Origin of the sequence: Shinella sp. M27 (genome assembly GCF_049199905.1) — a bacterium.
In the GTDB taxonomy this organism is placed as follows: domain Bacteria; phylum Pseudomonadota; class Alphaproteobacteria; order Rhizobiales; family Rhizobiaceae; genus Shinella.
Genome location: NZ_JBLZPK010000027.1, coordinates 194,400 through 206,545 on the forward strand (window position 1 = coordinate 194,400; position 12,146 = coordinate 206,545).

Here is a 12,146-nt window from a genome sequence, read left to right on the forward strand (position 1 = left end):
TCAGAAAGTCGGCGGGGTGCAGGCGCTGATGACCTCGCAGGGCACCGGGCCGACGCAGCGGAAGCGGTGTGGACGGCGGCTTTCGAAATAGTAAGCGTCGCCGGGACCGAGGATGCGGCGCTCGTCGTCGACGGTGACTTCCAGGCGGCCGGACAGCACGATGCCGCCCTCCTCGCCGTCATGCACCAGCGGCACCTTGCCGGTGTCGGCGCCGGGTTGATAACATTCCTTCAGGATCTGCAGGCTGCGGCCGAAGGTGTTTTCGCCGATCTGGCGGAAGGAAATCGGGCCTTTGCCGATCTCCACCAGTTCATCGGCGCGGTAGAAGGCCTTCTTCGGGCGATCGGGCTCGAAGGCGAAGAACTCGGCAAGGCCGATGGGAATGCCGTCGAGGATGCGCTTCAGCGCGCCGACCGAGGGGTTGGAGGCGTTCGATTCGATCAGCGAGATCGTCGAGTTGGTGACGCCGGCCCGTTTGGCGAGCTCGCGCTGGGATAGATTGTGCGCCATGCGCAGGTGGCGCAGCCTGCCCCCGATATCGACCGACATGGCTTTTCCTGTTCTAGATGTTCGAAATAGCGAAAACCGCTCTCCCCACATCCTTTAATTTCAAATGCTTGACGTCAACCAGAAAAGGACTTGTTCGGCATGGCAAATCATGGCGTCTATCGCGCCAGCCAGAGGAGATCTGCCATGAACGCCCACAACAAACCCAATGCACCGGTGCTCGACAGCTACTGGATGCCCTTTACCGCCAACCGCCAGTTCAAGGCAGCCCCGCGCCTGCTCGCGAGCGCCGAAGGCATGTATTACACCAGCGCCGACGGCCGAAAGGTGCTCGATGGCACCGCTGGCCTGTGGTGCGTCAATGCCGGCCACGGCCGCCGCCAGATCGCGTCCGCCGTCGAGCGCCAGCTGACGCAGTTGGATTTCGCGCCCTCCTTCCAGATGGGCCACCCGATCGCCTTCGACTTTGCCGAACGCCTCGCCGAAATCGCCCCCGGCCCCGAGGGCGCCAAGCTCGACCGCGTGTTCTACACCGGCTCCGGCTCCGAATCGGTCGACACCGCGCTGAAGATGGCGATTGCCTATCAGCGCGCCATCGGCCAAGGCACGCGCACCCGCCTCATCGGCCGCGAGCGCGGCTATCACGGCGTCGGTTTCGGCGGCATCTCGGTTGGCGGCATTCTCAACAACCGCCGCGTCTTCCCGCAGCTGAACGGTTCCGACCACCTGCGCCACACGCATGACCTCGCCAAGAACGCCTTTGTGAAGGGCATGCCGGAACACGGCGCGGAGCTTGCCGACGATCTCGAGCGGCTGGTCGCGCTGCATGGCGCCGAGACGATCGCCGCCTGCATCGTCGAACCCGTTGCCGGCTCGACGGGCGTGCTGATCCCGCCGAAGGGCTATCTCGAGAAGCTGCGCGCCATCTGCGACAAGCACGGCATCCTCCTGATCTTCGATGAAGTCATCACCGGCTTCGGCCGCCTGGGCGCCGCCTTTGCGACCGATTATTTCGGCGTGACGCCCGATCTCGTGACCACCGCCAAGGGCCTCACCAACGGCGCGATCCCGATGGGCGCGGTGTTCTCCAGCCGCAAGGTGCACGATGCGCTGATGCATGGCCCGGAAAACGCCATCGAGCTTTTCCATGGCTACACCTACTCCGGCCATCCGACTGCCTGCGCCGCCGGCATCGCGACGCTCGACATCTACCGCGACGAGGGCCTTCTGACCCGTGCCGCCGAGCTGCAGGACGACTGGCATACCGCGATGCATTCGCTGAAGGGCCTGCCGCATGTCATCGACATCCGCACGATCGGCCTGATCGCCGGCATCGAGCTTGCCCCGCGCGACGGCGCTGTCGGCGCGCGCGCCTATGACGTCTTCGTCGATTGCTTCGAGAAGGGCCTGCTCATCCGCGTGACCGGCGACATCATCGCGTTTTCGCCGCCGCTGATCGCCGAAAAGAAGCACTTCGAGGATATCGTCTCGATCCTCGGCGATGCGCTGAAGCGCGCAGCTTAAACTTCCCACGGCGCAAAACGCTGTTATATCTGGGCCCGTATTCAGTACGGGCCCATTTTCATGTCAGCATCCGGCAAAAGCGAACCAAAACTCATCTTCCGCCTGCAATTCGATCCGGAGGGACGCATCGGGCGCGGCAAGATCGAGCTTCTCGCACATATCAAGGAGACCGGCTCGATTTCCGCCGGCGGCCGGGCAATGGACATGTCCTATCGCAGGGCCTGGCTGCTGGTCGATGAGATGAACCGGCTGTTTCGCGAGCCAGTGGTGGAATCGCAGCGCGGCGGCAAACAGGGCGGCGGCGCGGTGCTGACGCCCTTCGGCGAGGCGCTGATCGCGCATTACCAGGCAATGGAAGAGAAGGCGCGGGCGGCGCTTGCCGACGAGATCGGCTGGATCGTCGCTAATCTCGCGGGTTGAAACCTACTCCAGCGCGACCGTCTTGATCACCGCATGAACGGGCATGCCGGGCGTGAGGCCAAGCCGTTCGACCGACCATGCGGTGATGCGGGCGCGCACGTGATCGCCGCCGCAGGCGATGCGCAGGCTCGCTATGCCCTCGCCATCAGGCTCGATGGCCTCCACCGTGCCTTCCAGGATGTTGAGAGCGCTCAAGCCTTCTGGGCGCACGGTCGCGACCATGACATCGCGGGCGGGGATGCGCAGGCGCACCGCATCGCCGGGAGAAACCATGGCTGCGGGCACGAGAATGGCGGCACCGCCGTCGAGGCGGATGGTGGCGAGGCCATGCTCGGCATCGCGCGTCTCGACATGACCCGCCAGCACGCTGCCGGCCTCGCGGCGGTCGATGGCGGAGGCCAGACGTGGACCGCCGAGCACATCGGAAACCGAGCCGATGGCTTCGACGCGGCCGCCGGCCATCAACACGACCCTGTCGGCGAGACGCGCGACCTCCGCGACGGAATGGCTGACATAGACGATGGGAATGCCGGCCTCATCGCGCAGGCGTTCAAGATAGGGCAGGATTTCGGCCTTGCGCTCCTCGTCCAGTGCGGCGAGCGGCTCGTCCATCAGCAGCAGGCGCGGCGATGCCAGCAGCGCGCGGCCGATGGCGACACGCTGCTTCTCGCCGCCCGAGAGGTTTGCCGGCTGGCGATCGAGCAGGTCGCCGATGCCGAGCAGATCGATGATGCGGCCGGGATTTTCCGAGCGCGCGCCTTTCGGCGAGAACCAGCGGCCGTAATTCAGGTTCTGCCGCACCGTGAGATGCGGGAAAAGGCGGGCTTCCTGAAAGACATAGCCGAAGCGACGGCGGTGCGGCGGCACGAAGAGGCGGCGGCTGGTATCGACCAGCACGTCGTCGCCAAGCTGCACGCGGCCTTCCGACGGCCGCGTCAGGCCGGCGATGATGCGGATGAGCGAGGTTTTCCCCGAGCCGGAGCGGCCGAACAGGGCGGTCACGCCGCCCTCCGCGGTGAAGCCGGCATCCAGCGAGAAATCGCCGAGCCGGTGGCGAGCTTCGACCACGAGGCTCATTCGAGGTGCACCTTGCGGCCGAGGCGCTGGGCCAGGATTTCCGAGGCGAGCAGCGCGACCATGGAAATGGCGATGGCGACGAGCGTGAGGCGCAGCGCCCCGGCATCGCCGCCGGGCACCTGGGTGAAGGTATAGATCGCGGCCGACAGCGTCTGCGTTTCGCCGGGAATGTTGGAGACGAAGGTGATGGTCGCGCCGAACTCGCCCATCGCCTTGGCGAAGGCGAGGATCATGCCGGCGAGGACGCCGGGCAGGATGAGCGGCAGGGTGACGGTGAGGAAGACCCAGGCGGGGCTCGCACCCAGCGTGCCGGCCGCCTCCTCCAGCTTGCGGTCCACGGCCTCGATGGAGAGGCGGATGGAGCGCACCATCAGCGGAAAGCCCATCACCCCGCAGGCCAAGGCCGCGCCCGTCCAGCGGAAGGAGAGCACGATGCCGAACCAGTCGTTGAGAAAGGCGCCCACGGGGCCGCGCCGGCCGAACAGGATGAGCAGGATGAAGCCGGTAACAACGGGCGGCAGGATGAGCGGCAGGTGCACGATGCCGTTCAGCAGCGCCTTGCCCCAGAACCGGCCGCGGGCCAGCGCCAGCGCCACGAGGATGCCGAGCGGCAGGCTGACGAACACGGCCACCGACGAGACCCGAAGGCTCAACCGAATCGCAGTCCATTCCTCGCTGCTGAGTGTTAGCCAGTCCACTCTGGTTCCTTTTAAAAGGGAAAGCCCCGGCAGCAAGACCGGGACCAGACGTCGGCAAGACCTTACCCCCTCCTCCGTCATGTCAGGGCTTGACCTATCGCGAGGCTCGCCTCACTTCAGGATCGTAAAACCCTGTTCGGTGAAGAACGGTGCGGCCTTGTCGGACTTCAGGAAGTCGAGATAGGCGGCTGCGGCAGCGCTCTTGGATTCCGAGAGGATGGCGACCGGGTAGATGATCGGCGGGTGGCTGTCTTCCGGGAAGGTGCCGACGACGGCGACACCCGGATCGGCGGCGGCATCCGTCTGGTAGACGATACCGTAGGGCGCTTCGCCGCGCGAAACGAGCGCGAGTGCGGCGCGCACGCTTTCCGCGCCGGCGACCTTGCCTTCGACGGAGGACCAGACGCCGAGCTTTTCCAGCGCCGCCTTGCCGTATTTGCCGGCCGGTACGCTGTCGACCGCGCCCATGGCGAGCTTTCCGTCACCGACGAGACCGGCGAGATCGAAACCTTCCTTGATCTCGACCGTCGAGGCCTTATCCTTCGGCGCGACGAGCACGATGCGGTTGCCGAGCAGGTTGACGCGGGTGTCGTCCTTGATCAGCTTCTTTTCAGCGACATAATCCATCCAGGCAAGATCGGCCGAGATGAAGAGATCGGCGGGTGCCGCCGCCTCGATCTGCTTGGCGAGCGCCGAGCTTGCGGCATAGGAGACGGTCGTCTCGTTGCGGCTGTCCTTCGACCAGGCGGCATTGGCGGCATCCAGCGCATTCTTGAGGCTGGCGGCAGCGAAGACGGTGACCTTTTCGGCGGCAACGGCCGGCAGGGCAAGCGGCAGCGACGCAACGGCGGCGACGACGAGTTTCAAAATCAGGCGACGATTCATTCCGGCTCTCCCTTTTCCTGCCTTCCCGGCAGCGTGATATCTCATTGAATATATCGGCATTTACGGCTTGGCCAGCGCTATATTTTCAAAAATATAGGGAAACAGAGTTTGGCCGAACAGAGCTGATCGCAGCCAGCCCGGATACGGGCTGCAAATGCGGGAAGATCGTGTGATGTGAGGAAAGCAAGGTCCAGAAATGGAAAAGCCTGCCGCGGGAGGAGGTGCGGCAGGCTTTCCGATAGAACCGAATGGCGACTGGGAGGAGGAGTGCCGCCATTCCCGCAGTCGGCCCTGGGAGGAGGAGTGGGCCTTCTGCACAATCGAAGCTTCGTGGGAGGAGGTACGTTGCTTCGATAAATATGACTATATGCGATTCTTGATCATTTCATAGGCATCGTTTTGCAAAGCAGCTATGCGCTATGCGCGGATCGAATATCTCAATCCTCTGAACCAATCCCGAATGCCGCCAGATTGTTCGCACATGCAAAAACGCCCGCCGGAGGGCGGGCGTTTTCGAAATCCTGATGCTTTGCAGCAATCGATCAGAAACCGACGGCAGCGCGGGCGACGGTCTTGATTTCCGAACGCTCGATACCGAGATCGCGCAGTTCACGCGTGGTCATGCGGTCGAGTTCGTTGACGGTCTGACGATACTTGCGCCAATTGTTGAAGGAACGTGCCATGTTCATGATGATCCCCTTTCCGGAGGCTCTCTGTTCGGCACCGGTCCGTGGCGCCGCGTCTTTCGATGGCCCGTTTATAGCCCCATGTTGCAATGCGGAATAGCGCTGAGATAGCAGAACACCCATGCAACTTGCGCATGGGTGTTGTAAGCCTTCGTTAAGGATGCATTCAGGCGGCCTGCGATGCCTGCTCCTGCCTGAGGAAAGCGGAGATTCGCTGGAGACCCTCGTGCAGCACGGCCTCGCCATTGGTATAGCCGATGCGCAGGTGCCCCTCCATGTCCATGGCACTGCCGGGTGTGAGCATCACGCCGGTCGCCTCCAGCAGCTTGGTGCAGAAGGCTTCCGAGGTCATCGGCAGGTCGAATTTCAAAAGCGCCGTCGTGCCGGATTTCGGCTTCACCCAGGAGATCAGCGGCTCGCCCTCCACCCATGCGGCGAGGATGGCGAGGTTGGTGCGGGTGATGGCGTGGCTGCGCGCAAGAATCTTGTCGCGGTTTTCCAGTGCGATTGCCGCGAAATGATCGTCCAGCATACCGACGCTGATCGTGTTGTAGTCGCGGTGGATGGAGACGGCGTGCAGCAGGTCCTTCGGGCCGACGATCCAGCCGAGGCGCAGGCCGGCCAGCGAATAGGTCTTGGACATGCTGCCGGTCGAAATGCCTTTCTCGTAGAGATCGGCAATCGAGGCGGTCATGCCGTCGCCGTCCTGGTCCGTGCCGCGATAGACCTCGTCGCAAAGGATCCAGGCGCCGGCGGCGCGGGCGATGTCTACGACCTGAAGCAGGAAATCGCGGTCCATCAGCGAACCGGTCGGGTTGTTCGGGTTGTTGAGGCAGATCAGCTTGGTGCCCGGCGTCGCGAGACGGCGCAGCTCTTCGAGATCCGGCAGGAAGCCATGCTCGGCCGTCAGCTTGAGGATCTGCACGTCGGCGCCGAAACTTTCCGGGATGGAATAATGCTGCTGGTAGGTCGGCAGGACCGAGATGACGCGGTCGCCCGGCTCCACCAGCGTTTCATGCACCAGCGCATTGGCGCCGATTGCGCCATGGGTGACGACGACGTTTTCCAGGGCCTGCTTTTCATAGAGGCCGGCGATCAGCGTGCGCAGCCGCTCGCTGCCTTCGATGGCGCCATAGGTCAGCTTCATCGGCAGCAGTTCGGCAAGGATCGCCTCCTTCTTGCCGGCCATGTCGAGCAGCTCTTCCACCGTCAGCGATTCCACGCAGGTTTCCGCAAGGTTCAGCTCGCAATGGTTCTCATAGCGGTTCATCCAGATTTCGACGCCGAAATCACGTATCTTCATGGCGGGCTCCTTTCGGGTTAAAAGGTGTCGTGCGGCTGCGCCGCTTTTCAAACAAACGATATGAGCAGTATATTGCACAGTCAAGAACGCAGTGACGTCCTCGCCCATGTATCCGGCAATTTGCGGCGTCTGCGCCAGAAGGCAGGCCTCAGCCAGGCCGCCCTTGCCGAGGCCTCCGGCATCAGCCGGCGCATGATCGTGGCGGTCGAGGGGGGTGACGCGAATATCAGCCTGTCGAGCCTGGACAAGCTCGCCGCCGCCATCGGCGTCGGTTTCGTCGATCTGGTGCGCGATCCGGCCCGCCCGCCATCGGCCGAGATCAACGAGGTGACGTGGCGCGGCGCAAACGAGGACAGCGCCGCCGTGCTGCTCGGCTCCGCGCCTGCGACGACCGAGGCGCAGATGTGGCACTGGTCGCTCGGTCCGGGCGAGCGCTACGACGCCGAGCCGGACCCGGCCGGCTGGCATGAGATGATCTTCGTCACCGAAGGCACGCTGCGGCTGGAACTGTCCGGCCTCGCGAAGGATTTACCGGCGGGCAGCTTCGCCGTTTACGACACCGACCAGCCCTATGCCTATCTCAATGCCGGCGAGAGCGTGGTGCGCTTCGTGCGCAATGTGATCGCTTAAAGCAATGTCCAGATCATGCCGGCAAGGGCCGAGAGGCCGAGTGTCAGCAGCACGGACATCCTGAACCGGAAGAGCGCGACGGCGGCGGCCACTGCAAGCAGCGCCGATGGCAGGTTGATCGTGGCCGGCACCGGCAATTCGAGGCGAAATGGCCCGGCGGCCAGCACCGTCACTTCGCTGAACAGCGTGTGCACGGCAAACCAGACGGCCAGATTGAGGATGACGCCGACGACGGCGGCGGTGATCGCCGAGAGCGCGCCCGAAAGGGCCGCATTGCCGCGCAGCCGCTCGATGAAGGGGGCGCCGAGGAAAATCCACAGGAAACAGGGCACGAAGGTGACCCAGGTGGTGAGGACCGCGGCCAGCGTCGCCGCCGTCATGGGGCCGAGGCTGCCGGGATCGCGGTATGCGCCGAGGAAACCGACGAATTGCAGCACCATAATCAGCGGCCCGGGCGTCGTCTCGGCCATGCCGAGCCCGTCGAGCATTTCGCCGGGCTTCAGCCAGCCATAGTGCTGCACCGCCTCCTGCGCGACATAGGCGAGCACCGCATAGGCGCCGCCGAAGGTGACGACCGCCATCTTGCTGAAGAAGAAGCCGATCTGCGCGAAGACGCTGTTGCCGCCGGCGACGAACCAGATGAGCCCAACCGGCAGCAGCCAGAGACAGAGCAGCGTGCCCGAGATTTTCAGCGACCAGCCGAGACCGGGCCGCGCATGGGCGGGCATCGCCTCACCGAGCAGCGAATCGCGATCCTGCACGATCGCGCCTTTCGCCCCGGCATGGCCGCCGGCGGTGCGAAACAGGCGCGAGCCGGATTTCGAGCCGAGATAGCCGATGACGCCGGCCAGAAGCACGATGAGCGGGAACGGCACCCTGAAGGCGAAGATAGCGATGAAGGCAATGGCGGCAATGGCGAGCATGGCCGGATTGGTGAGCGCGCGGCTGCCGATGCGGAAGACCGCCTGCACGACGACGGCCAGCACCGCCGCCTTCAGCCCGAAGAACAGGCCTTCCACCACACTCGCATCGCCGAAGATGACATAGACATAGCTCAACGCGAGGATCGACAGGAAACCGGGCAGGATGAAGAGCAGGCCGGCGACGAGGCCGCCCAGCGTCCTGTGCATCAGCCAGCCGATATAGACGGCGAGCTGCTGCGCCTCCGGGCCAGGCAAGAGCATGCAATAGTTGAGCGCATGGAGGAAGCGGCCCTCGCCGATCCAGCGTTTCTCATCGACGACGATGCGGTGCATGACCGCGATCTGCCCCGCCGGCCCACCGAAACTGAGCGCCGCGACGCGCGCCCAGACCTTGAGCGCCTCGCCGAAGGAGACCCCATGGGCCGGTTGAGGAGAAGGCAGATCAGCCTGTACCGCCGTGTCGTTCACCAAATCCCCTCCCCTCGCCGATGCGCCCTGCGCTCTACCCCGTCGATATATAGCAAATGTGACAGGCGATGCCCGGCATGGGCTTCCAAAGTCGCAGTGCCGCGCGCAAAACGCATCTCACGAAAGCCATTGCGCAGGCAGGACGATCCGCTAGGGTCGCCCGACCGGACGAGCACTGTCGGAACTGGTCGCAGCCCCGTCGCAGACAGGCTTTAATGGCGCAAACACAGGCCCTAAGATCGGCCGCAATATTTCATCGGGGTCCAGCACATGGCAGAGTTTCCGCAAAAGGCGAAGGTCGTTATCATCGGTTTGGGTGGTATCGTCGGCGCGTCGATCGCCCATCATCTCATCGAGCGCGGATGGGACGATATCGTAGGCATCGACAAGTCGGGCATTCCGACCGACATCGGTTCGACGGCACATGCCTCGGACTTCTGCTACACGACGAGCCACGACTACCTCTCGGTCTGGACGACCCAGTACTCGATCGATTTCTACGAGAAGATGGGTCACTACGCCCGTATCGGCGGCCTGGAAGTCGCGCGCACCGGTGACGACACCTGGATGGAAGAGATCAAGCGAAAGCTTTCCTCCGCCAAGGCGTTCGGCACTCGCGCCCACTATGTCTCGCCATCCGAAATCAAGCAGATGTTCCCGCTGATCGAGGAAGATCAGGTCATGGGCGGCCTGTTCGATCCGGATGCCGGCCTCGTCGTTCCGCGCTCGCAGACGGTTGCGGGCAAGCTGGTCGATGCCGCCGAGAAGTCTGGCAAGCTGCAGGTTTACGGCAACACGCCGGCCCAGTCGCTGATCGTCGAAGGCGGCCGCATCAAGGGCGTCGTCACCCATCGCGGCACGATCATGGCTGACCACGTCATCGTCTGCGCCGGCATCTGGGGCCGCCTGATCGCCGAAATGGTCGGCGAAGACCTGCCGGTCATGCCGGTCGATCACCCTTTGACCTTCTTCGGCCCGTACAACGAATTCGAAGGCACCGGCAAGGAAATCGGATTCCCGCTTCTGCGCGACCAGGGCAACTCCGCCTATATGCGCGACACGGGCGACCCGAAGACCACCGAAGGCGGCCAGATCGAGTGGGGCTATTACGAACAGACCAATCCGCGCCTCTGCCACCCGCGCGACATTCTCGAAAAGCACGAGGCACGCCTGTCGCCCTCGCAGCGCGACCTCGACATGGAGCAGATCCTCGAGCCGCTCGAAAAGGCCATGGAACTGACGCCGATCCTCGGCGAGCTCGGTTATAACGAAGGCCATTCCTTCAACGGCCTCTTGCAGGTTTCCGCCGCCGGCGGCCCGTCCTGCGGCGAGAGCCAGAAGGTGCGCGGCCTGTGGTATTGCGTCGCCATCTGGGTCAAGGACGGTCCCGGCTATGGCAAGCTGATCGCCGACTGGATGACGGACGGCCGCACCGAGATCGACCACAACTCGATCGACTATGCGCGCTTCTACCCGCACCAGCTGACGGAAGAATTCATCGAAGGCCGCTCGTACGAGGCCGCCCAAAAAATCTACTTTCCGGCCGTGCACAACCGCGAACCCTATGCCTTGGGCCGCGGCGCCAAGCGCTCACCCTTCCATGAGCGCGAAAAGGAACTCGGCGGCTACTTCATGGAACTCGGCGGCTGGGAGCGTGCGCATGGCTACGCGGCCAACGAGCACCTCCTGGAAAAGTACGGCGACCGCGTTCCGGTTCGCGAGAACGAATGGGACAGCCGCCATTTCTGGCGCGTTTCCAACGCCGAGCACCTGGCGCTCAGCGAGGATGTCGGCATCATCAACCTCTCGCACTTCCACATGGTCGACATCGAAGGCCCTGATCATGTCGAGCTGCTGGAATGGCTCTGCGCAGCAAAGATCGGCGGCGACGGCAATATCGGCAAGGGCATCTACACCCACTTCCTCGACGACGAAGGCATGGTGCGCGCCGACTTCACGGTCTTCCGCATGGCCGACCGCTGCCGCCTCGTGAACGGCGCCGACGCCGGCCCGCGCGACTTCCACTATATGAAGCGCGTTGCCGAGGATCGTGGCCTTGACGTCACCATCACCGACACGTCGGAAAAGTACATCACCATCGGCATCTGGGGGCCGAACGCCCGCGAAAACCTGAAGAAGGTGGTCGCGGATCCCGCCGGTCTCGACCAGGGGAACTTCGCCTTCGCCGCGATCAAGCAGATCGAGATCGCGGGCAAGTCCGTGACCGCCTTCCGCATCTCCTATGTCGGCGAGCAGGGCTGGGAACTGCACATGAAGTACGAGGACGGCCTGGCCGTCTGGGATGCGCTGCGGTCCACCGGCGCCATGGCCGTCGGCGTCGAGACCTATGCCAACTCGCGCCGCATGGAAAAGAGCCTGCGCCTGCAGAATGCCGACCTGCTCACCCAGTACAACCTCATCGAGGCCGACCTTGCCCGTCCGAAGGTCAAGGAAGCCGACTTCCGCGGCAAGGCCAAGCATCTGGAATACAAGGCGCGGCCCCATCAGCCCGCCATGCTCTGCACGCTGGTCATGACGGAGAATACGGACAGGAACGGCGTGAAGCGCTACCCGCTCGGCAACCTGCCGGTCATGGATCCGGCAACCGGCGAAGTCCTCATCGACGACCTCGGCCGCCGCTCCTACACGACCTCCATCGCCTTCGGCCCGACCATCGGCAAGAACATCGCGCTGGCCTACCTGCCGCACGCCTATTGCCAGGAAGGCCGCAAGCTCAACATCTCCTATTTCGACGAGATCTACCCGGTCGAGGTGGTCAGCATCGGCTACAAGCCGCTTTACGACCCCGAAAACCTCAAGCCGCGCACGTAAGCAGCTGCAAGGCGCAAAAAGAAAGGGCGTGCCGATGGCGCGCCCTTTTTGTTTTGGGTGGCTTGGACGCGTAGAGCTCCTCAGCGCTCTCCTACTGGCTCCCTCCACCTCGCTCTCCTTCGTCATCCTCGGGCTTGACCCGAGGATCCAAGCGGCAAACTCAGCGGGCGTGGATGGATCCTCGGGTCAAGCC

The 12,146-nt window shown here is 63.9% G+C and carries 11 protein-coding genes; 4 read left to right on the forward strand and 7 right to left on the reverse strand.

The features are described 5' to 3' along the window. Positions 1 to 549 (reverse strand): cupin domain-containing protein, encoded by a 549-nt coding sequence (locus ACOZK4_RS10775; protein WP_257948028.1) that lies wholly within the window; start codon positions 547 to 549, stop codon positions 1 to 3. 144 nt (positions 550 to 693) lie between these two features. On the opposite strand from ACOZK4_RS10775, the gene ACOZK4_RS10780 reads away from it, so the two are divergent. Together ACOZK4_RS10780 and ACOZK4_RS10785 are read left to right on the forward strand one after the other, a co-directional pair. Further along, positions 694 to 2,031, forward strand: coding sequence for an aspartate aminotransferase family protein (locus tag ACOZK4_RS10780; RefSeq protein WP_421591888.1), 1,338 nt, complete (start codon positions 694 to 696; stop codon positions 2,029 to 2,031). 60 nt (positions 2,032 to 2,091) lie between these two features. Next, a complete protein-coding gene (locus ACOZK4_RS10785; protein WP_421591889.1) occupies positions 2,092 to 2,451 on the forward strand; it encodes a winged helix-turn-helix domain-containing protein in 360 nt (119 codons plus the stop codon). Between the two features lie 3 nt (positions 2,452 to 2,454). On the opposite strand, the gene modC is transcribed toward ACOZK4_RS10785, so the two are convergent. The 5 genes from modC to ACOZK4_RS10810 all read right to left on the reverse strand — a co-directional run bounded on the left by modC (position 2,455) and on the right by ACOZK4_RS10810 (position 7,100). Beyond that, the gene (modC, locus tag ACOZK4_RS10790) at positions 2,455 to 3,528 is read right to left on the reverse strand and encodes a molybdenum ABC transporter ATP-binding protein (protein WP_421591890.1); all 1,074 of its coding nucleotides are present in this window, start codon (positions 3,526 to 3,528) and stop codon (positions 2,455 to 2,457) included. Continuing rightward, positions 3,525 to 4,226 (reverse strand): molybdate ABC transporter permease subunit, encoded by a 702-nt coding sequence (gene modB, locus ACOZK4_RS10795; protein ID WP_421591891.1) that lies wholly within the window; start codon positions 4,224 to 4,226, stop codon positions 3,525 to 3,527. The genes modC and modB overlap by 4 nt, the downstream gene beginning before the upstream one ends. A gap of 111 nt (positions 4,227 to 4,337) precedes the next feature. Next, the gene (gene modA / locus ACOZK4_RS10800; RefSeq protein ID WP_421591892.1) at positions 4,338 to 5,111 is read right to left on the reverse strand and encodes a molybdate ABC transporter substrate-binding protein; all 774 of its coding nucleotides are present in this window, start codon (positions 5,109 to 5,111) and stop codon (positions 4,338 to 4,340) included. A gap of 542 nt (positions 5,112 to 5,653) precedes the next feature. Further along, positions 5,654 to 5,800: a DUF1127 domain-containing protein gene (locus ACOZK4_RS10805; protein WP_117371435.1), complete on the reverse strand. Its 147-nt coding sequence runs from the start codon at positions 5,798 to 5,800 to the stop codon at positions 5,654 to 5,656. A 163-nt stretch (positions 5,801 to 5,963) separates the two neighbouring features. Further along, complete coding sequence (locus ACOZK4_RS10810; protein ID WP_421591893.1) at positions 5,964 to 7,100, reverse strand: aminotransferase; 1,137 nt, start codon at positions 7,098 to 7,100, stop codon at positions 5,964 to 5,966. A 72-nt stretch (positions 7,101 to 7,172) separates the two neighbouring features. On the opposite strand from ACOZK4_RS10810, the gene ACOZK4_RS10815 reads away from it, so the two are divergent. Further along, the gene (locus ACOZK4_RS10815; protein ID WP_421591894.1) at positions 7,173 to 7,730 is read left to right on the forward strand and encodes a helix-turn-helix domain-containing protein; all 558 of its coding nucleotides are present in this window, start codon (positions 7,173 to 7,175) and stop codon (positions 7,728 to 7,730) included. Here ACOZK4_RS10815 and chrA read toward each other — a convergent pair. Continuing rightward, positions 7,727 to 9,121 (reverse strand): chromate efflux transporter, encoded by a 1,395-nt coding sequence (gene chrA, locus ACOZK4_RS10820; RefSeq protein ID WP_421591895.1) that lies wholly within the window; start codon positions 9,119 to 9,121, stop codon positions 7,727 to 7,729. The genes ACOZK4_RS10815 and chrA overlap by 4 nt on opposite strands. 270 nt (positions 9,122 to 9,391) lie before the next feature. On the opposite strand from chrA, the gene ACOZK4_RS10825 reads away from it, so the two are divergent. Continuing rightward, positions 9,392 to 11,953: a GcvT family protein gene (locus tag ACOZK4_RS10825; RefSeq protein WP_421591896.1), complete on the forward strand. Its 2,562-nt coding sequence runs from the start codon at positions 9,392 to 9,394 to the stop codon at positions 11,951 to 11,953. The last annotated feature ends 193 nt before the right edge of the window (positions 11,954 to 12,146 follow it).